Here is a 24,942-nt window from a genome sequence, read left to right as displayed (position 1 = left end):
TCGCGGTCAGTCCTCGCCGACGCCCTCGGCGATCCGTCCCGCGACGCGTGCGCCGGCCGCCCGCTCGATCCGCTTCGCCCGGAACACTTGGCGGGCGCTCGCCGCCGCGTCGGCGTCGCGGTCGAACGTCACGTCAGGGTAGGCGACGTCCGCGAGCACCAGCGGCTCGGCCGGTGCCGGGCCGACGCCCTCGGGCCCGTCGATCGGGTCGGCACCGAGCACGCGGTCGATCTTCGCGAGCGACGCGTCGCCGACGGCGACCGCGCGGACGAGCGTGACGACGCGCCGAACGAGCTGTCGGCAGAAGCCGCCGGCCCGCAGCGTGAGGACGAAGAACGGTTCGTCGACGCGCAGCGACGCCGAAAGTTCTCGGACCGTGTTCTCGTCGTCGCTCGTCAGGTTGTGGAAGTCGTGGCGTCCCGCGAGCGCGTCGAGGGCGTCACGCGCGCGCTCCGCGTCGGCGTCTGCCGCGTACAGCCAGTAGGTGTAGGTCCGGCTCGCGGCGTCGTGGGTCGCGTGGAACTCGACGTCGACCTCCGCGCTGGCCCACGCACGGACGTCCGCGGGCAACTCGCTGTTGAGCGCCGCGGGCGTCAGCCAGTCGGGCGCCTCGAACGCGACCGTCTGGGCCAGCGCCGAGACGCCGGCGTCGGTCCGGCCGGCCGCGGCGTAGCCTTCGGGAACTTCACGGTCGTCGAGCACGCTGAGCGCGTCCAGCGCGTCGAGAATCTCGCCCTCGACGGTGGGAACGTCGGGCTGGCGCTGGAAGCCGCGGTACGGCTGTCCGTCGTAGGCGATCCGGTAGGCGCGCATCGCCTACCGCAGCTCGACCGGCTCGCCCGTCTCGGCGGACTCGTGGATCGCTCGGATGATCCGCATGTCTTCGAGCCCGTGGCGCCCGTCCGGCCCGATCTCGGCGTCGCCGAGCACGCGGTCCGAGAAGTAGTCGAACAGCTCCAGCACCTCGCGCTCGGCGTCGAACTCGCGGTGGTCGACGTCGACGACGAGGTCGCCCTTCGTGAGCCGGAGCGCGACGTCGCCGTGGAACGCGGGATCGAGTTCGATCTGCCCTTCGGTCCCCGTGAGCTTGAGCTGGGTGTCCGTCTGGGCGTTCTGGCTCGTCGTCGTGACCATCCGGACGTCGCCTTCGAGCTGGAGCAGCGAGGAGGAGCGCTCGTCGGGAACGTCCTCGAAGGCGTCGTGGAGCGAGGACATCCGCGACTCGACGGCGACCGGGTCGCGACCGAGCAGGTAGCGGGCGGTGTTGATCGAGTAGATGCCCAGGTCCATCACCGACGTCCCGTAGCCCGATACGTCGGGGTCGAGGCGCCACTGATCCTCGTCGGGGATCATCTCCAGCAGTCGCTGGCTGTTGTGGCCCTGGACCGTCGCGGGCTCGCCGATGAACCCCTCCTCGATCAGTTCGCGTGCGCGGCGCACCGCCGGCTCGGTCTGCATCCGGTAGGCGATCATCAGCGGCACGTCGGCGTCCTCGCAGGCCTCGACCATCGCCTCGGCGCGCTCGACGGTCGCCTCCATCGGCTTCTCGCACAGCACCGCCTTCCCGAGGTCGGCGGCCGTCTCGGCGTACTCGAGGTGGTAGGCGTTCGGCGTCCCGATGTACACCGCGTCGTAGGCGTCGCTCGCGGCGCCCTCGTGGTACTCGTCGTAGCTGATCCCGCGCTCGACGCCGTTCTCGTCGGCGATGCGCTCGGCCTTCTCGGTCGAGCTGCTGACCAGCACGCTCACCTCGCCCAGGTCCGATCGCTCGATCGCCGGGATCGCGACGTCTTTCGTCCACCAGCCCAGGCCGATCAGCGCGTATCTGACCGTCCCGTCGTCGACCGTCTGCCAGTCCCGCTCCTCGTACTCGTCGAGCCACTGTTGCATGGCTCGAACTGGGAGCGCCCCGGGAATAAACGTTGACGCACCGGAAGCGCGTTTCGCGACGCCGGCGGACGACCGGTCGCCGAAGGAGGGAAGGGCGGTACCGCACACTAGTCGACCGTGCGACGAGTTGCCACACTGTCAGAACCGGACGACGTGCAGAAGCCGACCGACACCCCGGAGGGAGCGCCGTGACCGACGAGCGCGTCGCGCCGGCGCCGTCCGAGACGCCGTGTCCCGACCGATTCGCGGGCGACGTCGTCGTCGTCACCGGCTCGACGCGCGGCCTCGGCGAGACGATCGCCCGGCGGTTCGCCGCCGAGGGCGCCTCGGTCGTCGTCTCCGGGCGCACCGTCGGGGACGGCGAGTCGGTCGCGGCGTCGATCCGCGAGGACGATGGCGAAGCGACGTTCGTCGAAGTCGACCTGCGCGACCCCGACGCCGTCGCGGCGCTGATCGACGCCGCCGCCGAGGAGTACGGCGCGCTCGACGTGGTGGTGAACAACGCCGGCGTCGAGACCTACACCGGCGTCGAGGAGGCGACGATGGAGGACTGGAACCTCGTCGTCGAGACCGATCTCCGGGCGTACTGGCTCTGCGTGAAACGGGCCGCCGAGCACATGGAGGAGGGCGCCGTCGTCAACGTCTCCTCGAACCACGCGTTCGCGACGACGCCGGGGATGTTTCCGTACAACGCCGTCAAGCCGGCCGTCGAGGGGATGACCCGCGCGATGGCGCTCGACCTGGGCCCGGAGATCCGGGTGAACTCGGTCGCGCCGGGCTGGACCGAGATCGAGCGCACCACCGAGGGCCTCGACGAGGAGACCCACGAGCGCGCGAAGGCGAGCCACCCGCTCGGACGACTGGGCCGCCCCGAGGACATTGCCGGCGCCGTGACGTTCCTCGCGAGCGACGACGCCGCGTTCGTCACCGGCACCTCGCTGGTCGTCGACGGCGGCCGGACGGCGGTGCTGCAGGACGACGCGCTGCCCGACTACCGGCGGGAGTGAGCCCGTCTCGGGGCGGCTCGACGCCGCCGCCCGGTCGCGCTTTTCTGCGTCTCAGACGTGCTCGTCGAGGAACGCCGCGATCGCGGAGTACGCCTCGATCTTGTTCTCCAACTTGGTGAACCCGTGGCCCTCGTCCTCGAAGATCAGCTTGCGCGTCGGGACGCCCTGCTCGCCGGCCCGCTCCGCGATCTGCTCGGCCTCGCCGACGGGCACGCGGGGATCGTTTGCGCCGTGGAGCACGAACAACGGTGCGGCGATCTTCTCGACGTTGTTGATCGGACTGATCGACTCCAGGAACTCGCGGTCCTCCGCGAGCGAACCGTACTCGGCTTCCCGCAGTTCGCGTCGCCACTCGCCGGTGTTCTCCAGGAACGTGACGAAGTTGGCGATGCCGACGACGTCGACGCCGGCCGCCCAGAGGTCGGGGTACTCGGTCAGGCACGCCAGCGTCATGAACCCACCGTAGGAGCCGCCCATGACGGCGATCCGATCGGGATCGACCGCCGGGTGGTCGTGAAGCCACTCGACGCCCGCCCTGATATCCTTCACCGAATCCATCCGCTTGCGGACGTCGTCGAGGTGGGTGTACTCCCGCCCGTAGCCCGACGACCCGCGGACGTTCGGCTCGAAGACGGCGTACCCCCGATCGAGGAAGTACTGCTTGACCGAGCTGAAGGACGGCCGGCGCTGGCTCTCGGGACCGCCGTGGATGTCGACGATCACGGGCACGTCGCCGTCCGTCGATTCGTCGTCGGCGTCAGGCCCGTCTGCGGCGTCCCCCGGCAGCGAGAGATACGCCGGCACCTCGAGCCCGTCGAAACTCTCGAAGCGCACGAGATCGGGCGCCCGGAACGTCTCCCGGGGAATGCCCGCCGTCGGCGCGTCGGTCCAGCGCTCGATCTCGCCGGTCTCGAACTCGACGACGTGGACGTTCGCGTTCGTCCCGCGCCCGCTGGCGGTGATCGCGTACCGGTCGCCGCCGGGCGCGAAGTCGACGCCGCCCGCGGTTCCCTCGGGGAGATCCGGCGCCGGAACTTCCTCGATTTCGGTCGGGCCGACGAGTTCGCCGGCCGTGATCTCGGTGTAGCCCTCGACGTTGCGCGAGTAGACCAGTCGCCCGCTGTCGGCGTCGAGCGCGACGCCGTCGACGTTCCAGTCGCCGCCCTCCTCGACGGTTTCGAGCGCGTTCGATGCGAGATCGAGACGAGCGAGATAGAGGGTGTCGGCCCCCTCGTCGGTCACCAGATAGACCGCCTCGCCGTCGGGGCCCCACTCGGCGCCGCTGTAGCGCACGTCGCCGTCGTGGGGCGTGACGTGCTCCATCTCGCCCGAATCGAGGTCGAGCACGTGCAGGTCGTGGTCGAAGCTCGCGCGAGCCTCGTGGACGAGCAGCCGGTCGTCGTCGGGGCTCCAGCCGGCGACCGAGAGCCAGCCCGAGCCCTCGTGGACGAGTTTGGCCTCGTCGCCGCGCTCGTCCCGGCGCTGGACGTACACGTCGAAGACGGCCTCGTCGCGGCGATTGGAGGCGAACGCGAAGCGCTCGCCGTCACTCGACCAGCCGCCCCAGCGGTGCTTGGCGTCGGGCATTCCGGTCACGTTGTCGATCTCACCCGTTTCGGCGTCCAGGAGAAAGAGCTGCTGGCGCTCGTTGCCGCCCTCGTCCATCCCGAACGCCAACTCGCTGCGCTCGGGCGACCAGTCCGCGAAGGTGACGCGCTCGTCGGCGAAGGTGCGCTGGGTCGGCCAGCGCCGCGGCCCGTCGAGCGTCCACACCTGCGGGACGCCGGTGGTGTCCATCAGGAATGCCAGCCGGTCGCCCTCGGGACCGAACGAGGAGCCGTAGGCGCTGCGGACGTTGAGGTACCGCTCGATCGAGTAGGTCATACCGGATCCAGCACCGCCGTATCCGAGTAGCTTCCGGCGCGTGGCGTCGCAACTCGGGGCGTCCCGACGCCGTCGTCACAGCGGCGTCCCGGCGCCGTTGTCGCCGCAGCGGCCTGCCGACGCCGTCGCCGCAGCGGCCTGCCGACGCCGTCGTCGCCGCGACGTTCGCATCTCCACGTCGACACGCCCCACACCGTCGCCCGCCCCGACCGCGCCGGAGAATAGCCGGGATTTTTAATAGATCGTTTCATCTGGGGCGGTATGCGCGTCGCGCTGGTTTCGTTGACGACTACGCACCACCGTGACGCACCCCCGGAACGGCGGCTCCGGCGGGTGGCGTCGTCGCTGGCCGACCGGGGCCACGACGTCCACGTCTTCTGCGCCAGGTGGTGGTCGAACACCGACGACACGCGCGAGGAGGCGGGGCTGACCTACCACGGGGTAACTCTCGACGAGACGGCCCGCCAGTCGTTTCTCCTGCGGGCGCCGTTCGCCGTCGCCCGCGCGGATCCCGACATCGTTCACGCCGGCGCGACGTTTCCGCCGGCGATCACCGCCGCGAGCGTCGGCGCGACGCTGGCCCGGACGCCGCTGCTGGCCGACTGGTACGATCCCGAGGGCGCCGACGGCGGCTTTCTCACCCGGCGCGCGCTGACGGCGCCCGACCGCATCGTCACGCCCTCGCGGCTCGTCCGGACGCGCCTGCGCGAGCGCGGCGCCGACATGGAGCGCCTGCAGGTGATCTCCAACAGCGTCGACTTCGACCTGATCCGCTCGACCGAGCCGGCCGACGAGCGCCACGTCGTGTACGCCCGCCGGCTCGACGAGGGCGCCAACCTGGAGAGCCTGCTGCTCGGCCTCGCGGAACTGCGGGACTTCGAGTGGTCCGCGACCGTAATCGGCGACGGCCCCGAGCGCGAGAACTACGAGCAGCAAGCGCGGGACCTGCGGATCGAGGATCGCATCGAGTTCGTCGGCGAGCTCTCCCGCGAGGACCGCGTCGCGATCTACCGGAGCGCCCACGTGTTCGTCCAGACCGCTCGACAGTGCAAGTTCGCGACCGAGCTGCTGTGGGCGCTGGCGTGTGGCTGCGTCGGTATCGTCGAGTACCACGCCGACTCCAGCGCCCACGAGCTCGTCGAGGGGCGCGAGCGGGGCTTCCGAACGACCAGCGAGCAGGAGCTCGCCGACGCCATCCGCGAGGCCGGCGAGATGGAGCCGCTGGCCGTCGACGAGGACTTCTCGGGGTTCGATCGCGGCGCCGTGCTCGACCAGTATCTGGACCTCTACCGCGAGCTGCGGGCGCAGTACGGGCTGCTGTAAGCCGGACTACTCGGTCTACTCTTTGTCGCCGGTCGTCTCTCGGACCACGGCGACGACGCTCGGATCGAGCCACGCGCGGACTTGCCCGACGGTGATGATGGATCTCTATCCACGGACGCGACAAAGAGCGACGGGTAGGACCGGTGGCAGCGATTCGGTCTCGAAGACAGACGGACTGGAAGTGGTCGTGGGCGCCGACGCGAGTGGTTGGATCGGGATGACTCAGCAACGTTCGGCACCCTACGGACCGGGACGGTGCAACTCGGACTTGATCGATCGTTCCTGTGTGTCGAATCGGATCACCTCCTGTGTGGCTTGTTCACGAATACCAGCTTCTGACGTAAAAGACTTTCGTAAGATACGCTAGTACACTCGTAATCCACTACACGTCTACAGAGTCATTGGCAGAATATTTGGACAACATGTAAGTAATCTCGGCGTACAAGTCACGATTGAGACAAGCCATGTCGCAACGGATGTCCGATACCGCGGCGCCCGCGAAGCTCGGCGAGCTCGAACACGTCACCGTGAGCAACGACGGCGAACCGTCAACGTGCACGATCTTTCCGCGGAACTGCTCGGAGGAGAAGCTGGTGACCCACTGGATCACCGCGGAGGAGACGTCGTTCGTCGCGCTCGACCGCTGGCAGTAGCCCCGCCCGCGCTCACTCGTCGTCCGATTCGTCGCCGGATGCCGACGAGCGCAGCTCGTCGGGCCCCGTCTCGACGTCGTCACGGCTGGACGCCGACGCCGCCGCGGCGACGTTGACCGCGGCGACGTTCTCCGCGACGTCGTGGACCCGCACGATGTCGGCGCCGCGGTCGGCTGCCAGCGCCGACGCCGCGACCGTCGGCGGGCCGCGCTCGCCGGCCGACTGCCCGGTGAGCGCGTACATCGACTTGTGGGAATGGCCGACCAGCACCGGACAGCCGAAGGCGTCGAACTCGTCGATCCGCCCGAGTAGCTTGAACTCCTCGGACGCGGACTTCGCGAACCCGAGTCCGGGATCGACGATGATCCGCTCGCGATCCAGGCCGGCCTTCTCGGCCAGCAGCACGCGCTCGCGCAGCTGGTCGATCACGTCCGTCACGACGTCGTCGTACTCGACGTCCGCGTCGGGGTCGACGGGCGCGTTCACGCTGTGCATCACCACGAGCGGGGCGTCGTACTCCGCGGCGACGAAGCGCATCTCCGGATCCTCCAGCCCCGACACGTCGTTGAGGATATCGGCGCCGGCCTCCAGTGCGGCTCGCGCCACCGCGGCCCGGCGAGTGTCGACCGAGATCATCGCGTCGAGGTCGGCGACGCGCTCGACGACCGGGACGACGCGTTCTTTCTCCTCCTCGACCGGGACCGGCTCGGCGCCCGGCCGGGTGCTCTCGCCGCCGACGTCGACGATGTCGGCGCCCTCCTCGACCATCCGTTCGGCCCGCGCCGCGGCGTCCTCGACGGCGTCGTACTCGCCGCCGTCGTGGAAGCTATCGGGCGTGACATTTAGAATGCCCATCACCGCGGTGCCGTCCTGCCAGGGGTAGTCGCGGCTGCCGGTGGCGGAGCCGGCCCGCGCGTCGATGTCGCTCTCCGGAGCAGCGGCGTCGCCCTCCAGCTCCAGCGTCGCCCGTAACTCGTCGGCGATCGATCCGAGCCCGCCGTCGCGGTCGTCGAGCCGATCGACGAGCGCCTCGAACTCCGCGAGCGTCCCCAGCAGTGCGACGTCGACGACGGCGTCGTCCTGCTCGCTGACGCCCGAGAGCGCGCAGTCGCCCCCGACCGCGAGCATCGCGGCTTCGAGCCGGCGGGCCTGGCGCGTCCGGACGCGCGTCGTCAGCACGCGGTGGACGCCGTCGGGCGCCGTCCGCTCGATCTCGGCCTCCGGCACGTGCGCGCCGTCGAGCACCGAGCGCGCGTCGTCGAGATCGCGGACGCGCCTGGGAATCTCCAGGCGCGACCAGCGCGTCCTGGCTTCGGCGACGGTGAACAGCGAGCCGGTCACCAGCACGCAGTCGTCCGCGTCGGCGGCCGCGAGCGCCTCGGCGACGGCGCCTTCGACCGAGCCTCTCGTCGCTACCTCGCCGGCGCCGGCGCGCTCGAACACCTCCGCGAGCACGGCGGCGTCCTCGGAGCGATCGAGATCCGGTTCGCAGGCGACGACGCGGTCGGGCGTCGGGAGCGCGGCGGCCATCTCTCCGTGGGCCTTGTCGTGCATCGCCCCGAAGACGACGTGGAGATCGTCGTAGTCGAACTCCGCGAGCGCGCCGGCGAGCTTCTCGCAGGCGCCGGGGTTGTGCGCGCCGTCGAGCACGGTCAGGGGATCGCGTTCCAGTACCTCGAACCGGCCCGGCCAGTGGGCCTGCCGGAGACCGCGTTCGATCTTCCCTTCGACGACCGGCTCGCCGCTCAGGCGCTCGGTCACCTGCCGGGCGAGCGCGGCGGCGATGCCGGCGTTGTCGGCCTGATAGGCGCCGACCGTCGGGACGCGCCCGTCGACCGACCAGTCGGGTCCCTCGATCGCGACGGCCGACTCGGTGTGGTTCCGCCGACCGCCGTAGGACGGCACCACGTCGTCCCCTTTACCGACGGTCAGCACGTCGCCGGCGACCTCGCGGACGGCGTCGAGCGCTTCGCCCTCGGCGCCGGTGACCAGCGGCGCGTCGGCGGGCGCGACGTGGGCCTTGTCCCGTGCGATCTCGGGGATAGTATCGCCGAGCACGTCGGTGTGTTCCAGCGTCACCGTCGTCACCGCGCTCGCGATCGGGTCGACGACGCTCGTCGCGTCGAGCTTGCCGCCGATGCCGACTTCGAGCACGGCGACGTCGACGTCCCGGCGGTCGAACTGCCACAGCGCCATCGCGGTGGTCGCCTCGAAGAACGTCGGCGAGACGCCGTCGGCGCCCTTCTCGCGGACGTACGGCGCGATCTCGTCGGCGAAATCGGCGACGGCGCCCGTCTGGATCTTCCGCCCGTCGACGCGGATTCGCTCGCGCAGGTCCTCGAGGTGGGGCGACGTGAACAGCCCCACCGTCAGTCCGGCCTCGCGCAGGATCGACTCGACCATCCGGGCGGTCGAGCCCTTGCCGTTCGACCCCGCGATCTGCACGCACGCCAGCCCGTCGTGGGGGTCGTCGAGGTGAGAGAGGAGGTCGGCGGTCGACTCGATCCCGGGGCGCGGACCGAACCGCCGAAGGTCGTAGAGGAAGTTCGCCGCCTCGTGGAACTTCATACTCGCACGTCTTCTGCCGCGCGCTTTAGCCCTTCGGAACGGTCGCTTTCGCCCGCTCGCCGGCGTCGCGACCGGGCGGCGCGGCGTCCCCGTCAGCGAGCTCGGCGACGAATCGCGGCCTCGATCACTCGCTTGCGACCGTCTCGACGCCGGTAATCTCGAATCGCGCTCCCCCGTCCTCGCTCTCGCCGAGGTCGATTGCCCAGTCGTGGGCGTCGACGATCTGGTCGACGATCGCCAGCCCGAACCCCGTTCCGTCGGGCGAGGTCGTGTGTCCCTGCTCGAACACCTGCTCGCGCTCCTCGGAGGGAATGCCGGGACCGTCGTCCTCCACGAAAAATCCCTCGCCCTCGGGCAGCGCGCCCACCCCGACGGTCACGTCGTCGGGGCCGTGGTCGATCGCATTTCGAAAGAAGTTCTCCAGCAGCTGGCGCAGCCGGGACTCGTCGGCGCGGATCGTCGGCGGATCGTCGAACTCGACGCTCGCTTCGGCGGTGTCTGCCGTCTCCCAGGCGTCCCGCGCGACGGCGTCGAGAGCGACGGCCTCGATCTCGCCGACCGAGTCGCCCTGCCGGGCGAGCGTCAGCAGGTCGTCGATCAGCGCGTCGATCCGCTCGAGCGAGCGCTCGACCTCTTCGAGCTGCTCGTCGTCGCCGTCACCGCGCTCTCGGGCGACGTCGAGGTGGCCCATCGCGACCGTCAGCGGGTTCCGGATGTCGTGGCTGACGACGCTGGCGAACTGTTCGAGCCGGTCGTTCGTGCGTTCGAGCTGATCGTTGGTCCGCTCGAGTTGGTCGTTCGCCCGTTCGAGCTGTTCCTGTCGGCGCTCGCGTTCGAGTTCGTGGCTGGCCCACTGGGCGAGCAGTTCGACGAACGTTCGCTCGGAGTCCGAGAAGAGCTTCTCGCGCGCGGCGTCGTCGGCGAAGCAGAAGGTTCCGAACAGCTCGCCGTGGACCTCGATCTTCGAGCCCAGGTAACAGGACAGCCCCCAGCGATCGTACGTTGCGGCGTCGAGCCAGTCGGCCGTCGAGGCGTCCTCGGCGCCGACCAGATCGTCGGACTCGATCGTCGCCTCGCAGTAGGCTTCCGAGAGCGGCGACGTCGCGCCCTCGCGGAGCTCCTCGTGGTCCCCTTCGACTGCGAGGATCTCCTGGCGGCCGTCCTCGATGCGCGTCAGAAAGCCCAGCGAGAGCCCCAGCCGCGAGCAGCCGATCCCGAGAATCCGGTGGAGCTTCTCGTCGAAGGAGAGATCGGGGTTCGACGTGACCTCGTACAGCTCGCGCAGCGAGCGCTCGCTGGTCTGGAGCTCCTCCTGAATCCGCTGGCGCTCGGAGATGTCCCGGCCCTCGGCGATCAGCGAGACGACCCGGCCGTCCTCGTCGGTGACCGGTCGGATCGTCCCGTCGATCGTCGCCGTCTCGCCGTCGGGGCCGTGGTGGGTCGCCTCGTAGCGCACCGACTCGCCGCCAGCGGCCCGCTCGACCCACTCCTCGAGTTTCTCGCGCGGCGCGCCGGAGTGGTCCCACCAGGGCGTGTTCCAGAAGGGAGCTCCGTGGACCGACTCGAAGTCCGCGTCGACGAACTTCAGGGCGGTGTCGTTGGCCTTGCGGACGATCCCGTCGGGGTCCAACAGCACGATGAAGGAGTCGGGATCGTCGAACACGGCGTCGAACTGGCGCTTGTACTCCCGGAGACGACGCTCGCGGGCGTTGCGCTCGGTGACGTCCCGGACGATTCCCGAGAACAGCCTCTCGCCGTCTCTGTAGTGTTCCTCGAAGGAGATCGCCAGCGTGAGCTCGCGGCCGTCGCTGTGGCGGCCCGGCAGCTCCACGTAGTTCCAGTCGATCGTTCGCTCGCCCGAGTCGAGGTACGCTTCCATCCCCGCCAGGTGGTTCTCGCGGAGCGATTCGGGGATCAGCATCGTCAGCGGCTCGCCCTCGATCTCGTCGGGCGCGTAGCCGAACACCTCCGCGACGGTGTCGTTGGCGAACCGGATCGTGCTCGACCCGTCGACGACGAGGATCGCGTCCGACGCCTCGTCGACGAGATCGCGGTAGAATCGGCCGTCCGCCTCCTCGTTTCGGGCGTCGGCGTCGCTCCGCGCGACGACGCCCTCGATCCGCCGAGCGAGCGTGCGCGACGGATCCGGATCGTCCGCGCGGACGTACTCGTCGACCGCGTCCTCGGCGTCGACGATGTCCTCCGGCACGGCGTCGACGAGGACTACCGGCATCCTCGGCGCGGCGTCGCGCACCCGTTCGGCGACTGACTGCCAATCCTCGCGCGTCGCCGATACGACGACGCAGTCGATCTCGCTATCGACGACCCGTCCGACGGCGTCGCCGACGCTCGTCGCGACGGCGGCGTCGAACTGTTCGTCCTCGGAGACTGATGTCGACGTTGGCGGCTCGGCGTCGACGTACAGCACTGTGAAGGACCCCGAGGCGTCCATACCCACAAGGAGGGTTCCAACTACTTGAAAGCGACTGCAACCGGTTGCGCGGTTTGCAAATCCAGTGTCGGGATCCTTACCGCTCGGCGGCCGCTTCGAGCGCCTCGACGGCCGGCAGCGGCGCGCCGGTCAGAGCGCGCAGGTAGGCGCCGCCGGCGATCGAGAGGTGATCGAAGTTCTCCTCGCCCAGATCGTACATCGTGACCGTACGGGAGGTGTCGCCGCCGCCGACCACCGAGTAGCAGTCGGTCTCGGCGACCGCCCGCAGGACGCCGACGGTGCCGTGGCTGAACTGCTCCATCTCGAAGACGCCGAGCGCGCCCTTCACGAGCACCGCCTCGGACTCCCGGACGTGAGGCTGGTACGCCTCGACGGTTTCCTCGCCGACGTCCAGGTACTCGTCGGGGTGGTCGGCGGCGTCCTCGACGCGCTCGGTGACGCGCTCGCCGTCCTCGCCCTCGCGGGCGACGTCGACCGGCAGCGAGATGCGGTCGCCGTACCGCTCTTTGACCTCGCGGATGGTGTCTTCGTTTTCGTCCCAGCTCTCGTCGTACAGGCCGGGGCCCTCGGGCGTGTCGATGCCGATCTCGTACCCCTCCGAGCGGAGGAACAGCTGGCCGACGATCCCGCCCAGCAGGAACTGGTCGACCTTCTCGTCGAGGTTCTCCATCGCGGCGACGACGTCCTCGACCTTGGTGCCGCCCAGCACCATCGTCACCTTGCCGTCGAACTCGCGCCGTTCGATCGAGGTGTTGTACTCGTACTCCTCGGCCATCACGCGGCCGGCGTAGCTGTCCATGACCTGCGGGAAGCCGACGATCGAGGCGTGGGGCCGGTGGGCGACCGAGTAGCCGTCGTTGACGTAGGCGTCGAACTCGGGCGCGAGCGTCTGCACGAGGTCGCTCTCGCCGTGTTCCTCGGGGGTGCGGTCGGCGAGCTCGTCGTCGGTCATCCGGACGTTCTCCAGGACGAGCACGTCGCCCGATTCGAGCTCCGCGATCGCGTCGAGGGCCTCGTCGCCGTACGTCGAGGGGACGTAGTCGACGTCCTCACCTACGTGGTCGGCGAGGATGTCGGCGTGCTGTTCGAGCGTGACGAACGTGTCGCGACCCGGGCGACCCTGGTGGGCCATCAGGGCGACGGCGTGGCCGTCGTCGATCAGTTCGGCGATCGTCTCGGCGTGGCGGGCGAAGCGGCGGTTGTCCTGGACCGCGCCGTCGTCGACCGGCGCGTTCAGGTCGACGCGCATCAGGAGTCGCTGCTCGGGTTCGAGGTCGTCGATGGTGTTGAACATGAATGGTGGTAGCTGCGAAAGAGTGAGTGAGCGGTTCGGTGGCTGCTACGGCGTCAGGCCGAGGCTTCGAGCTCGGACTCCTCGACGACGTGGGCCGCGAGGTCGAGCATCCGGTTCGAGAAGCCGTACTCGTTGTCGTACCACGCGAGCACCTTCACCTGACCGCCGACCTTCATCGTCGAGTCGGCGTCGATCAGCGAGGAGTAGGGCTGGCCGACGACGTCCCGCGAGACGATCTCGTCCTCGGTGTAGCCCATGACGCCCTCGAGCTCGCCCTCGGCGGCGTCCTCGAACGCGGCGTTGACCTCCTCGATGGAGGCGTCCTCCTCGAGGTTGACCGTGAGGTCGGTGATCGAGCCGTCCGGGACGGGCACGCGCATCGCCATGCCGTCGAGCTTGCCCTCGAGTTCGGGCAGAACTTCGGTCGTCGCCTGCGCGGCGCCGGTCGAGGTCGGGACGATGTTCTCGGCGGCGGCACGGCCGCGGCGGCGCTTGCGATTCGGACCGTCGACGAGGCTCTGGGTGCCGGTGTAGGCGTGGGTCGTCGTCAGGACGCCCGACTCGATGCCGAACTCCTCGTCGAGTACCTTCGCGACCGGCGCGACGGAGTTCGTGGTACAGGAGGCGTTCGAGACGACGTCCTGACCCTCGTACTCGTCGTGGTTGACGCCGTAGACGATCGTCAGGACCTCCTTCTCGCCCTTCGGCGGCGCGGAGATGATCGTCTTGTCGGCGCCGGCCTCGACGTGCTTGTAGGCGTCGTCGTAGTTGCGGAACAGGCCGGTGCACTCGAAGGCGACGTCGACGTCGAGGTCGTCCCAGGGGAGCTCGGCGGGATCCTTCTCCGAGAGGATCGGGATCGTCGTTCCCTGCACGACGAGGTCGCCGTCGTCGTCGATCTCGACGTCCTCGGTGCGGCCGTGGACGCTGTCGTACTTCAGGAGATAGGCCATGTCGTCGACGTCCATCACGTCGTTGATGCCGACGACCTCGATGCCGTCGGTCACCAGCGAGGCGCGGAACACGTTGCGCCCGATGCGTCCGAACCCGTTCAGCCCTACGCGGAGCGTATCGTCTGCTGAGTCACTCATACTGACTTGGTACGACCTTCCGAGTAAAGTATTTACCTAAATAGGAGTCGACGCCCAGATCCGTATTGTAATTAATTGTTGAGGATTACAAACCGGCGCCTGACCGGTCGATTCCTCAAAAAACGAGGATCGTACAGAAACAAACGCGACGCCGCCGAACGAACATAAGATATCTTACTGGTAGCCGTTCGCGGCGGCCGGAACGCGTCGGGACCGAGTGAGGAGTGGTATCGTATCCCAAGCGTGTCAGAGATCGGAAATCGATCGTTCCGTCGGTCGATCAACGAATCTCGCCGACATACCGGGGTCCGACCGTTAACAACTCTCTTTCGAGTAAGGATCTATCAACTAACACGAAGATTTATCCCGGTCCCTCTCGCAACCCCATACATGCTCCAGGTGGGCGTCAACGGGTACGGTACAATCGGCAAGCGCGTCGCCGACGCGGTGCGGGCACAGCCGGATATGACGATCGCGGGCGTGACGAAGACGAGCCCCGACTTCGCGGCCGAGGGGGCTCGCACCGCGGGCTACCCCCTCTACGCGTGCGACGAGGAGTCGGTCGACGAGTTCCACGCGGCGGGACTCGCCGTCGACGGGACGGTCGGGGACATGGTCGACGCCAGCGACGTCGTCGTCGACGCGACGCCGGGCGGCGTCGGCGCCGAGTACCGCCCGCTGTACGAGGCCCGCGACACGCCAGCCGTGTTCCAGGGCGCCGAGGCGCCCGACGTGGCCGAGACGAGCTTCAACGCGCGGGCGAACTTCGACGACGCACGGGACGCCGACTACGTGCGGGTCGTCTCCTGCAACACGACCGGGCTCTCGCGCCTGCTCGCACCGCTCGCGGAGACCTACGGGATCGAAAAGGTCCGGACGACGCTGGTGCGCAGGGGCGGCGATCCCACCCAGTCCGATCGCGGGCCGATCAACGACATCCTGCCGGACCCCGTCGAGGTGCCTTCCCACCACGGTCCCGACGTGCAGACGATCTTCCCGGACCTCTCGATCGACACGCTCGGGCTCACAGTGCCTGCAACGCTGATGCACCTCCACAGCGTCAACGTCACGCTCGAATCGACGCCCGACTCCCGCGACGTGTGCGACCTGCTCGACGCCGAGTCGCGGCTGTTCGTCGTCCCCGAGCGCTCGGGGATCGGGAGCTGCGGCCAGCTCCGCGAGTACGCCCGCGACGCCGGCCGCCCGCGCGGGGACGTCTGGGAGAACTGCGTCTGGGGCGAGTCGATCACAGTCGAGGAACGGGACTTCTACTGCTTCCAGGCGATCCACCAGGAGGCCGACGTCGTGCCCGAGAACGTCGACGCGCTCCGGGCGATGTTCGACATGGCCGACGCCGAGGAGAGCGTCGCCCGGACGAACGCCGCGCTGGGACTCGAACGGGACGGCGACGCCCGCCCGGACCCGCGGGTGGCGGCCGACGACTGAGCGGCACAGATAACTGAGTGGCGCGGATCACCCATCGCGCGCCGGCGAATTCCGGGGTCGACAGAAGATTTTTGCACGGGTAGGAACTACCAAGGCGTATGCACCGCGACGACCGCGACGACCCCTTCGACGATCTCTTCCGGGAAATCGAGCGGATGATGAACGACGTGATCGGGCAGGGCGACGTCGACGTCGGCTTCGAGAACGACGCCGGGTTCGGCAGCGACACTCACGTGGACGTCCACGAGACCGACGAGGAGGTCCGCGTCATCGCGGACATCCCCGGCGTCGAGAAAGAGGACATCGACCTCCAGTGCGACGGGACGGTGCTGACGATCGGCGCCGCCAGCGAACGGCGCACCTACGACGATCGGGTGACGCTGCCCAGCCGCGTCGACGAGCACACCGCCGACGCGACGTACAACAACGGCGTCCTCGAGGTCGTGTTCGACCGCGCCGACGATTCGGCAGACATCGACCTGGAGTAAGTCCTCTTCTCGCTCACTCTTCGGCCCGCTTCCGGATCGACGCCGCCAGCCGGTCGTAGAAGCCCGGCTCGTACTTCGTCTCGGCGTCGATCGTCGGCCGGGCGTTCGTCTCGCTCACGACCACCCGGTCCCCGCTCGCGAGCAGGTCGACGCCGACGAACGACAGCTCCAGTTCGGCGGCGACGCGCTCGGCCAGACGCCGCCACTCGTCGGGCAGGTCGACGCCCGTCGCCTCGGCGCCCCGGTGGACGTTGTGCTTCCACTGGCCCGCCGCCAGCGCGTCGTCGGGGAGCCGCCGCTCGACCGCGCCGACGAACTCGCCGTCGAGCACCATCGCCCGGTAGTCTCGCGCGTCGGGCAGGTACTCCTGGATCAGGAACGACTTGTCGCCGGTCGCCTGGAAGTCGTGGACGAGATCGAGGTAGTCGACGACGCCCAGGAAGGAGTCCAGATCGTCGACCCGCGCGACGCCGACCCCGCGCGTCGTGGAGGTGGGCTTGACGACCACAGGAGGATCGAACCGCTGGAAGGCCTCGATCAGTTCCTCGTCGTCGACGGGGTTCGACACGAGCGTCGTCTCGGGCACCGGCAGGCCGGCCCGGTCGAGGCTGGCGAACACGCCCGCCTTGTTCCGCGAGGTGAGCACGGCCGATCGCCCGTTGAGCCACGGGATATCGAGCGCGGCGTCGGCCGCCCCGCCCTCGATCATCCGTCCGGGGAAGACGAACCCGACGTCGAACTCGTCGGGCGACCACGGTCTCTCGCCGGTGAGCGACACCGTCCGCTCGGAGACCCGGCAGTGGCGCGCTTCGATCCCCCGCTCGGCCAGCGGCTCGGCCATCCGCTCGAACGTCTCCGCGCGGTTCGCGACCGCGAGCGTCAGCATACCGCTCTCTGGGAACCGGAGCGGCAAAAAGGCAGCCGAACGCGCGGCGCCGTCGCTGACGGAGCGTTACTGCAGCGGGCTGCGAGAAGTAAATGCGTCAGAACCGGGAGAGAGGAACCGCTCGACCGGCCTCAGGAGACGAGCTTGTCCTCGCCGCGCTCGACGACGATGCGACACGGCGGGGAGAGCTTGTTGTACGACCGGCGGAACGCCTCCTTGACGACGGAGGCCTGCTCGACGGTGCAGTAGGCGGTGAAGATGCGGTCGCCTTCGGGGATGCGGGCGGCGGTGCCGACGATCTTCCCGAACGCCTGGCGCATCCCGTCGGAAACACGGTCCGCACCGGCGCCGGTCGCCTGTTTGTTCTCCCGGATGACGTGGTGGGGGAACTTGCGGAGGATCATCTTGTAGTTGCCCTCGCCGAGTTCCTTGATGAGGTGGCGGTTCGCCGACAGCCGGGAGGCTTCCAGCGAGCCGTGGCGGAGCTGGACCTCCTCCTCGGTGACGAGGCTGATCTGGACGGGGTAGTCCTCGGGGTCCGATTGGAGGTCGCCCATCTGGTGCTGTGCGATCTTCGAGCCGGGGATGCCGCCCATGAACTCCTTGCGGGTGTAGGGCGGCTTATCGATATTCCGGTACATCGAGGCCGGTTTCTCTGCCATGTTACCCGAAGCGTGGCCCACGCCGCCGATAAAGCCTTCGAAGCGGATACTACGGCGTCGCGCTCGCGGCGGCCCGACGCCGCTCCATCTCGCCGGCGACCTGAGAAGAAATCGGGGGACTACGGCGCTCTCTCCCCCGAGTCGCGCAACAATCCGATACTCAGCGCGCCAGTGACCCCACCGAACGCGCTGGCGACCCTGCAACCGCCGGCATGGATTCAGCTTCTGAACAAATCCAACGCCTAAATTAAAAATCTATAGTCATAACAACGCACTTTAGTTTAATATCCTTAGTTAGCACCGTATCATATGACGGGAGACACTACGCGGCGCACTGTACTGACCGGCATGGGAGCGGCGGCCATCCTCGGCGGCACGGGGATCGCGACCGCCGGCGGCGACGACTCCGAATCGGACGACGAAAATGGAAACGGCGACGGCGGGAACGTAGCCAGCATCAAGGGGTTCCACGCGTCGCCCGACGCGCCGAACGTCGACGTGTACGTCAACGACGTGCTCGTGCTCGAAGACGTGGCGTTCGGCGAGGTGAGCGACTACCTCGTCTTGCTGTCGGGCGAGTACGACGTGACGGTCGTCCCGACCGGCGAGGACACCGACGCGGCCGTGATCGACCAGTCGGTCGACGTTCCGGCGGGCGCGGCCACCGCGGTCGTGGTCGGCGAGGCCGCCGAGGACGGCGACCAGCCGCTCGAACTGCTGTTGCTCGAAGTGGACCTCGACGAGCTCGAGGAGGACCAGAGTCGCGTCCGCGTCGTCCACGCGTCGCCGGACGCGCCGGCGGTCGACGTCGTCGCCGGCGACCAGGAGCTGGTGACCGACCTCGAGTTCGGGAACGCCGAGTACGTCGAGGTGCCCGCCGACTCGTACACGCTGGAGATCCGGCCCGCCGACGGCGAGGAGGCCGTCGCCGAGTTCGACGTCGACCTCGCGCCGAACACGATCTACTCGGCGTACGCCGTCGGCTACCTCGAACCCGAGGACGACCAGCCGTCGTTCGACCTGCTGCTCGACGTCGACGCCCTGACGCCCGACACCGAGGGCGACGACGCCGAGGACGCGGGTGAGGGTGACGACGCCAAGGACGAGGGGGACGCCGAAGACGATACGGAGGACGACGAGGAAGACGCCGCGACCGACGACGCCGCCGACGACGACGTCGACGCGGCCGCGGACGACGGCAACGCCACCGACGGCGGGAACGTCAGCGACGACGCCGTCGGCGTCGACGGCAACGAGAGCGCCGGCAACGGCAGTGCGATGTCGAGCGGCGACGACTGCTGATCGCGCTGCGGAAGCGCCCTCGGGAATCGCTCGTTCTTTTTTGCGCCGATCGTGCGTCGATCAGCCGCCGCCGGGTCCGCCGCCGGCGTCGCGCGCTCGCGGACTGTCGCCGCCGTGAGGCGTGTCGCGCGTCCGGACCGTCGCGGCGTGGACCGTTTCGGTCGCGTCGTCGATCACCACGACCTCGCCGGGGGCGGCCGGCAACCGCTCCTCCAGCGACCCGCTCAGGTACGTCGGCTGCGCGCGCTCAAGCGCGTCGAGATCCGGACCGGCGGTGAGCCGGTGTGCCACGAGCACGTCCGACTGGGCGATGCCGACGTCGGGCACCGCGCTGGGGCGCTGGGTCGCCGCGACGAGGCTCACGCCCGGCGCGCGACCGCGCGTCAGAATCGTCCTGAGCGCGGGCTCGGCGACGCCGTCGAAGAAGGCGTGGGCTTCGTCGAGCAGGAGCCAGGGGAGCCGATCGATCGCCCCGGTCACGCGTGCCCGGTACAGCGCCTCGGCGACGCCGCGACAGACCGCGTTCATCGGTGCGGCGTCGAGCCCGGAGACGTCGACGACCGTGATTTCGGGTCCGCCGAGATCGGCGCTATCGAGGCCGTCGGGGTCGAACACGCCCCACGACGCCGCGAGCTCGATGTGGTTGTGCGCCGCGCGGACGTCGGCGGCCGGCGCGTCCGTCGACTCGACGCGCTCGCGCACTCCCGCGAGCGTCGAGGCCGCTTGCGCGGCCTGCCAGACCAGACTTCCGGGGCCGCTCTCCGGCGAGAGCCCGAGCAGCGAGCACCACGAGCGGGGGTCGAGCGCGGACGGCGCGACGCTCGGCTTTGCGACGACGTCGGCCGGCACCGATTCGCCGTCGGCGGGCGCCGAGAGTTCGCGGAACACGCCCATCGGATCGACGACGACGGGCGCGACGCCGCTCGACCGGGCCAGCGACTCCGCGATCACGCCCATCGTGTAGGACTTGCCGTAGCCGCGCTTGCCGACGAGCAAGGCGGCGTGCGGGCCGTCGAGATCGAGGTACAGCGGCGCGCCGGCGCTGCCGTCGAGCGCACGGTACGTTCCGAGCTTGCCGGCGTACTCGGGCGAGGCGTCGCGAGCGACGTCGCGCTCGGGCGACGATGCCGACGCGGAGTTCGACGATCGCTGCTCGGTGGCGTCGGCGCCGCGTCCGATGACGAAGGTCACGGTCCGGGGTGGTGCCCGATCCGATTTGAACGTTTGGCGGCCTTCGTTTGCCGCGGTCGGCAGAACGGCGGGTTCGTCGCCGCCGCGGCGCGCCGACTCTACAAAAGGTGCCGAACGGGCGTCCAATTTCTCTACGAACGATCCGGAAGATACACAGACCTAATATTTCCTTGTATGTGTCTATAATACCCTTAGCCATTCAGGAGAACCCTCTTATTGGAGAAGATCAAGTCTGGACGTATGACTCAGCACGGAGACACGAACACGGACGGCTCGCGGGGCCTCGCCAGCCCCGAGGACGAGCGGTCCAACTGCGGCGTCGGCGTCGTCATGGATCTGGACGACGGCCGATCGCACGACGTGGTAGCGGACGGCATCGAACTGCTGGAGAACCTCGAACACCGCGGGACCACGGGCGCCGAGGAGGCGACCGGCGACGGTGCGGGCGTGATGCTTCAGACCCCCCACGAGTTCTTCGCCGACGAGCTCGACGTCGATCTGCCCGACCAGTACGCTGTCGGCTCCTTCTTCCTCCCACAAGATCCTGACGCCGCCGCCGCGCTCCGCGAACGCACCGAGGACGCCCTTACCGAGTACGGCGTCGACGTCGTCGCCTGGCGCGACGTGCCGACCGACAACGCCGAGCTCGGGGCGACCGCCGTTGAATCCGAGCCGGATGTCTGGCAGTGCTTCGCGACGCCGGCCGACGAGGCCACCGACGAGGAGTTCGACCGCGCGCTGTACGTCGCGCGCCGCGCGCTGGAGAACGAAGTCGAAGCCGAGGAACCCGCGGGCGCCGAGCGCTTCTACGTCTGCTCGCTCGACCGCCAGACGCTGGTCTACAAGGGCCTCCTGAAAGGCGAGCAGGTCGCCTCGTACTACCCCGATCTCGCCGACGAGCGCGTGCGGTCGACGTTCGCGATGGTCCACGAGCGGTTCTCGACGAACACGCTCGGCGCGTGGCACCTCGCCCACCCCTACCGCGGCATCATCCACAACGGCGAGTTCAACACCATCCAGGGCAACATCAACTGGATGCGCGCCCGCGAGACCGACATCGAGAGCGAGGCGCTGGGCGAGGACGTCGAGGAGATCAAGCCGATCATCGACGACCCCGAGCAGTCCGACACCGCCTCCGTCGACAACGCGCTCGAACTCCTGATGAAGGACGGCCGGGACCTCCCCCACGCGCTCCGGATGTTGATCCCGGAGGCCTGGCGGAGCAACGACCAGCTCGACGAGGACCGCCGTGACTGGTACGACTTCCACGCCTCGCTCGTCGAGCCGTGGGACGGGCCGGCGCTGGTCTGTGCGACCGACGGCGACCGCATCGGCGCGGTGCTCGACCGCAACGGGCTCCGGCCCTGCCGGTACGACGTCACCGCCGACAACACGCTGATCATGGCCAGCGAGGCCGGCGCGCTCGAACCCGACTACGGCGAGATCGAGGAGCGCGGCCGCCTCCAGCCCGGCCAGCTGTTCCTGGCCGACCCCGAGGAAGGTCGGGTCATCCCTGACGACGAAGTCTTCGACGAGCTGACCGACGAGAAGTACGGCGAGTGGGTCGACGACCAGCAGGTCGCGCTGGAGGATGTCGCGGATCTCGACGATCTCGAACCGCGCGGCGACGTCGACGATCTGCGCGCCCAGCAGTCGACGTACGCGTACAGCCACGACGAGCTGGAGAACATGATCGAGCCGATGATGAAAGACGGGAAAGATCCCGTCGGCTCAATGGGCGACGACACGCCGCTGTCCGTGCTGTCGGACTACAACCGCCCGCTCTTTAGCTACTTCAAGCAGCTGTTCGCGCAGGTGACGAACCCGCCGCTGGACTACATCCGCGAGGAGCTCGTCACGAGCCTCGAATCGCGACTTGGCTTCCAGCGCAACCTGCTCGACGAATCCCCGGAGCACGCCCGCCAGCTCGTGCTCGACTCGCCGATCCTCACCGACGCCGAGACGGAAGCGATCAAAGAACTCGACGCCAACGGCATGACCGCCGCGACCGTCGACATCACCTACGAGCGCGGCGAGGCCATGGAGGCCGCGGTCGAGCGCGTCCGCGAGGACGCCGAGGCGGCGATCGAGGCCGGCAACGACGTCGTCGTGCTCTCGGACCGCGCGACCGGCCCCGACCGGGTGCCGATCCCGGCGCTGCTGGCGACCGGCGCGGTCCACCACCACCTCGTGCGCAACGGGCTGCGGAACCACGCCGGACTGGTCGTCGAGTCGGCCGCCCCGCGCACGGTGCATCACTTCGCGACGCTGATCGGCTACGGCGCCGACGCGGTCGACCCCTACCTCGCCTACCGGACGATCGCGGACGTCGTCGCCGGCGAGGACGGCGCCGACCTCGACGAGGCCGTCGACGCCTACGTCGGCGCGGTCGAGGACGGCCTGCTGAAGACGATGGCGAAGATGGGAATCTCGACGGTCGAGAGCTATCAGGGCGCCCAGATCTTCGAGGCCGTCGGCCTCGACGACGACTTCGTCGCCGAGTACTTCGAGGGCACCGAGGCCCGCACCGGCGGCATCGGCGTCGCCGAGATCGAGCAGGACGCCGTCGACCGGCACGCCGACGCCTGGGACGAGGACGCCGACATCGACCGCTACGGCGAGTTCGAGCACCGCTCGGACGGCATCCACCACCAGTGGAACCCCGACACGGTCGGCAAGCTCCAGCAGGCGGTGCGGGCGGGCGACTACGAGCGCTACCTGGAGTTCGCCGACGAGATCAACGACCAGCAAGAGACGCTCCAGACGCTCCGGGGGCTGCTGGAGTTCGAGACCGAGGAACGCGAGTCGATCCCCGTCGAGGACGTCGAGCCGATCCACGAGATCGTCGAGCGCTTCTCGACCGCGGCGATGAGCCTCGGGTCGATCTCGCCCGAGGCCCACGAGAACAACTGCATCGCGATGAGCCGGCTCGGCGGCAAGAGCAACTCGGGCGAGGGCGGCGAGCCGCCCGAGCGGTTCGGCACCGAGAAGGAGTGTTCGGTCAAGCAGGTCGCCTCGGGGCGCTTCGGCGTCACCTCCGAGTACCTCACTTCGGCCGACGAGCTCCAGATCAAGATGGCTCAGGGTAGCAAGCCCGGCGAGGGCGGCCACCTCCCCGGCATGAAGGTCAACGAGATGATCGCGCACGTCCGGTACGCGACGCCGGGCGTCGGGCTGATCTCGCCGCCGCCGCTCCACGACATCTACTCGATCGAGGACCTGAAACAGCTGATCCACGATCTGAAGGCCGCGAGTCCGGACGCCGACATCAACGTCAAGCTGGTCTCGGAAGCCGGCATCGGCACGATCGCCGCCGGCGTCGCGAAGGCCAACGCCGACGTGGTCCACATCTCGGGCCACTCGGGCGGCACGGGCGCCAGCCCGCGCACGTCGATCAAGAGCGCCGGGCTCCCCTGGGAGCTGGGCCTCGCCGAGGCCAACCAGATGCTCGTCGAAACCGACCTCCGCGATCGGATCCGCGTCTCGGCCGACGGCGGGATGAAGACCGGCCGCGACGTCGCCGTCGCCGCGGCGCTGGGCGCCGAGGAGTACGTGTTCGGCACGGCGTCGCTGGTGACCTCGGGCTGCGTGATGGCCCGCCAGTGCCACAAGAACACCTGCCCGGTCGGCGTCGCCACCCAGCGCGAGGAGCTGCGCGAGCGGTTCCCCGGCCAGCCCGAGCACGTCATCAACTACATGACCTTTATCGCCCAGGAGCTCCGGGAGCTCATGGCCGAGCTCGGCTTCGAAACTGTCGACGAGATGGTCGGCCGCGTCGACGTGCTCGACCAGCGCGACGACGTCGACCACCCGAAGGCGCGCAATCTCGATCTCTCGGCCGTGCTGGCGGAACCCGAGGGCGACCAGCGCCGCAAGACCCGCGAGCAGACCCACGAGATCGACGAGCAGCTCGACCACGAGCTGATCGAGGCCGCCAAGCCCGCCCTGGAGAACGAGGAGCCGGTCGCCGTCGAGTCCGAGATCTCGAACGTCGACCGCGCGGTCGGCGCGACGCTGTCGAACCGCGTCTCCGCCGAGTACGGCGGCGACGGGCTGCCCGAGGACACGATCGACGTCGACCTCCACGGCACCGCAGGCCAGAGCTTCGGCGCGTTCCTGGCCGACGGCGTCACGATGCGCCTGACCGGCGGCGCCAACGACTACGTCGGCAAGGGCCTCTCGGGCGGCAAGCTGATCGTCGAGACGCCGCCGGAGGCGCCCTACGAGCCCGAGGACAACTCCCTGATCGGCAACGTCGCGCTGTACGGCGCCACGCAGGGCGAGGCCTACGTCAACGGGCAGGCCGGCGAGCGCTTCGCCGTCAGGAACTCCGGCGTCAAGGCCGTCGTCGAGTCGGTCGGCGACCACGGCTGCGAGTACATGACCGGCGGCGTCGTCGCGGTGCTGGGCGACACCGGGAAGAACTTCGCGGCCGGCATGTCCGGCGGCGTCGCGTACGTCCTCGACCGCGAGGGCGAGTTCCCCGAGAGCGTCAACCGCGACATGGTGACGGTCCAGCACGACCTCGACGAGCGCGACCGGACGATGCTCCGGCGTCTCGTCGAGAACCACGTCGCCCACACCGACAGCGACCGCGGCGAGTACGTCCTCGACCACTGGGAGGAGGAACTCGACAACGTCGTCAAGGTGATGCCCGACGCCTACGCCCGCGTGCTGGAGGAGGGCGCAGAGGACGTCCGCGAGCAGCTCCCCGCGAGCGCGACGCCCGACGCCGACGCGAGCGCCGAGTTCGCGGCGTCGGACGACTGACGCTCGTCGATCAGTTCTCTCTTTTCGACGCCGTA

The 24,942-nt window shown here is 69.1% G+C and carries 17 protein-coding genes; 7 read left to right on the top strand and 10 right to left on the bottom strand.

The window, feature by feature from the left end; all coding sequences use genetic code 11:
- Positions 1-6 precede the first annotated feature (6 nt).
- Positions 7-813 carry a tRNA pseudouridine(38-40) synthase TruA gene (gene truA / locus ABDZ81_RS04810; RefSeq protein ID WP_343772739.1) on the bottom strand — a complete coding sequence of 269 codons (807 nt, stop codon included), beginning with the start codon at positions 811-813 and terminating at the stop codon, positions 7-9.
- A 3-nt stretch (positions 814-816) separates the two neighbouring features.
- Positions 817-1,890 (bottom strand): D-xylose 1-dehydrogenase Gfo6, encoded by a 1,074-nt coding sequence (gfo6, locus tag ABDZ81_RS04805; protein ID WP_343772738.1) that lies wholly within the window; start codon positions 1,888-1,890, stop codon positions 817-819.
- Between the two features lie 188 nt (positions 1,891-2,078).
- Between gfo6 and ABDZ81_RS04800 the strand changes: the two genes are divergently transcribed.
- Entirely contained in the window at positions 2,079-2,897 is an 819-nt protein-coding gene (locus tag ABDZ81_RS04800) for an SDR family NAD(P)-dependent oxidoreductase (RefSeq protein ID WP_343772737.1), read from the top strand.
- A gap of 51 nt (positions 2,898-2,948) precedes the next feature.
- Here the strand turns inward: ABDZ81_RS04800 and ABDZ81_RS04795 are convergent, their stop codons facing one another.
- Positions 2,949-4,781, bottom strand: coding sequence for a S9 family peptidase (locus tag ABDZ81_RS04795; RefSeq protein WP_343772736.1), 1,833 nt, complete (start codon positions 4,779-4,781; stop codon positions 2,949-2,951).
- Positions 4,782-5,042: 261 nt separating this feature from the next.
- Between ABDZ81_RS04795 and ABDZ81_RS04790 the strand changes: the two genes are divergently transcribed.
- Together ABDZ81_RS04790 and ABDZ81_RS04785 are read left to right on the top strand one after the other, a co-directional pair.
- A complete protein-coding gene (locus tag ABDZ81_RS04790; RefSeq protein WP_343772735.1) occupies positions 5,043-6,104 on the top strand; it encodes a glycosyltransferase family 4 protein in 1,062 nt (353 codons plus the stop codon).
- Between the two features lie 476 nt (positions 6,105-6,580).
- Entirely contained in the window at positions 6,581-6,757 is a 177-nt protein-coding gene (locus ABDZ81_RS04785) for a DUF7511 domain-containing protein (protein WP_343772734.1), read from the top strand.
- A gap of 12 nt (positions 6,758-6,769) precedes the next feature.
- Here ABDZ81_RS04785 and folP read toward each other — a convergent pair whose 3' ends face one another.
- From folP to gap, 4 genes are all read right to left on the bottom strand, one after another.
- Positions 6,770-9,325 (bottom strand): dihydropteroate synthase, encoded by a 2,556-nt coding sequence (gene folP / locus ABDZ81_RS04780; protein ID WP_343772733.1) that lies wholly within the window; start codon positions 9,323-9,325, stop codon positions 6,770-6,772.
- A 124-nt stretch (positions 9,326-9,449) separates the two neighbouring features.
- Positions 9,450-11,777, bottom strand: coding sequence for a PAS domain S-box protein (locus ABDZ81_RS04775; RefSeq protein ID WP_343772732.1), 2,328 nt, complete (start codon positions 11,775-11,777; stop codon positions 9,450-9,452).
- Between the two features lie 76 nt (positions 11,778-11,853).
- Complete coding sequence (locus ABDZ81_RS04770) at positions 11,854-13,071, bottom strand: phosphoglycerate kinase (protein ID WP_343772730.1); 1,218 nt, start codon at positions 13,069-13,071, stop codon at positions 11,854-11,856.
- Positions 13,072-13,124: 53 nt separating this feature from the next.
- Positions 13,125-14,162 (bottom strand): type I glyceraldehyde-3-phosphate dehydrogenase, encoded by a 1,038-nt coding sequence (gap, locus tag ABDZ81_RS04765; protein WP_343772729.1) that lies wholly within the window; start codon positions 14,160-14,162, stop codon positions 13,125-13,127.
- Between the two features lie 390 nt (positions 14,163-14,552).
- On the opposite strand from gap, the gene ABDZ81_RS04760 reads away from it, so the two are divergent.
- Complete coding sequence (locus ABDZ81_RS04760) at positions 14,553-15,608, top strand: type II glyceraldehyde-3-phosphate dehydrogenase (RefSeq protein WP_343772728.1); 1,056 nt, start codon at positions 14,553-14,555, stop codon at positions 15,606-15,608.
- Positions 15,609-15,706: 98 nt separating this feature from the next.
- Complete coding sequence (locus tag ABDZ81_RS04755) at positions 15,707-16,096, top strand: Hsp20/alpha crystallin family protein (RefSeq protein ID WP_256391801.1); 390 nt, start codon at positions 15,707-15,709, stop codon at positions 16,094-16,096.
- 13 nt (positions 16,097-16,109) lie between these two features.
- On the opposite strand, the gene ABDZ81_RS04750 is transcribed toward ABDZ81_RS04755, so the two are convergent.
- Together ABDZ81_RS04750 and ABDZ81_RS04745 are read right to left on the bottom strand one after the other, a co-directional pair.
- Complete coding sequence (locus ABDZ81_RS04750; protein ID WP_343772727.1) at positions 16,110-16,982, bottom strand: ATP-grasp domain-containing protein; 873 nt, start codon at positions 16,980-16,982, stop codon at positions 16,110-16,112.
- Positions 16,983-17,113: 131 nt separating this feature from the next.
- A complete protein-coding gene (locus ABDZ81_RS04745) occupies positions 17,114-17,644 on the bottom strand; it encodes a 50S ribosomal protein L16 (RefSeq protein ID WP_343772726.1) in 531 nt (176 codons plus the stop codon).
- A 309-nt stretch (positions 17,645-17,953) separates the two neighbouring features.
- Here ABDZ81_RS04745 and ABDZ81_RS04740 point away from each other — a divergent pair, with 309 nt between their 5' ends.
- Positions 17,954-18,946: a DUF4397 domain-containing protein gene (locus ABDZ81_RS04740; RefSeq protein ID WP_343772725.1), complete on the top strand. Its 993-nt coding sequence runs from the start codon at positions 17,954-17,956 to the stop codon at positions 18,944-18,946.
- A gap of 60 nt (positions 18,947-19,006) precedes the next feature.
- Here the strand turns inward: ABDZ81_RS04740 and ABDZ81_RS04735 are convergent, their stop codons facing one another.
- Positions 19,007-20,137: an ATP-binding protein gene (locus ABDZ81_RS04735; RefSeq protein ID WP_343772724.1), complete on the bottom strand. Its 1,131-nt coding sequence runs from the start codon at positions 20,135-20,137 to the stop codon at positions 19,007-19,009.
- 240 nt (positions 20,138-20,377) lie between these two features.
- On the opposite strand from ABDZ81_RS04735, the gene gltB reads away from it, so the two are divergent.
- Positions 20,378-24,907: a glutamate synthase large subunit gene (gene gltB / locus ABDZ81_RS04730; RefSeq protein WP_343772723.1), complete on the top strand. Its 4,530-nt coding sequence runs from the start codon at positions 20,378-20,380 to the stop codon at positions 24,905-24,907.
- Positions 24,908-24,942: the final 35 nt, after the last annotated feature.

Source organism: Natronoarchaeum mannanilyticum (assembly GCF_039522665.1).
Taxonomy (GTDB): domain Archaea; phylum Halobacteriota; class Halobacteria; order Halobacteriales; family Natronoarchaeaceae; genus Natronoarchaeum; species Natronoarchaeum mannanilyticum.
The sequence above is the reverse complement of the archived record's forward strand: the minus strand, read 5'-3'. Positions and strand labels throughout refer to the sequence as shown.

Coding starts and splice junctions, on each gene's coding strand:
- truA (WP_343772739.1), bottom strand. CDS start 813: ATGCGCGCCTACCGGATCGCCTACGACGGACAGCCGTACCGCGGCTTC.
- gfo6 (WP_343772738.1), bottom strand. CDS start 1,890: ATGCAACAGTGGCTCGACGAGTACGAGGAGCGGGACTGGCAGACGGTC.
- ABDZ81_RS04795 (WP_343772736.1), bottom strand. CDS start 4,781: ATGACCTACTCGATCGAGCGGTACCTCAACGTCCGCAGCGCCTACGGC.
- ABDZ81_RS04790 (WP_343772735.1), top strand. CDS start 5,043: ATGCGCGTCGCGCTGGTTTCGTTGACGACTACGCACCACCGTGACGCA.
- ABDZ81_RS04785 (WP_343772734.1), top strand. CDS start 6,581: ATGTCCGATACCGCGGCGCCCGCGAAGCTCGGCGAGCTCGAACACGTC.
- folP (WP_343772733.1), bottom strand. CDS start 9,325: ATGAAGTTCCACGAGGCGGCGAACTTCCTCTACGACCTTCGGCGGTTC.
- ABDZ81_RS04775 (WP_343772732.1), bottom strand. CDS start 11,777: ATGGACGCCTCGGGGTCCTTCACAGTGCTGTACGTCGACGCCGAGCCG.
- ABDZ81_RS04770 (WP_343772730.1), bottom strand. CDS start 13,071: ATGTTCAACACCATCGACGACCTCGAACCCGAGCAGCGACTCCTGATG.
- gap (WP_343772729.1), bottom strand. CDS start 14,162: ATGAGTGACTCAGCAGACGATACGCTCCGCGTAGGGCTGAACGGGTTC.
- ABDZ81_RS04760 (WP_343772728.1), top strand. CDS start 14,553: ATGCTCCAGGTGGGCGTCAACGGGTACGGTACAATCGGCAAGCGCGTC.
- ABDZ81_RS04755 (WP_256391801.1), top strand. CDS start 15,707: ATGCACCGCGACGACCGCGACGACCCCTTCGACGATCTCTTCCGGGAA.
- ABDZ81_RS04750 (WP_343772727.1), bottom strand. CDS start 16,982: ATGCTGACGCTCGCGGTCGCGAACCGCGCGGAGACGTTCGAGCGGATG.
- ABDZ81_RS04745 (WP_343772726.1), bottom strand. CDS start 17,644: ATGGCAGAGAAACCGGCCTCGATGTACCGGAATATCGATAAGCCGCCC.
- ABDZ81_RS04740 (WP_343772725.1), top strand. CDS start 17,954: ATGACGGGAGACACTACGCGGCGCACTGTACTGACCGGCATGGGAGCG.
- gltB (WP_343772723.1), top strand. CDS start 20,378: ATGACTCAGCACGGAGACACGAACACGGACGGCTCGCGGGGCCTCGCC.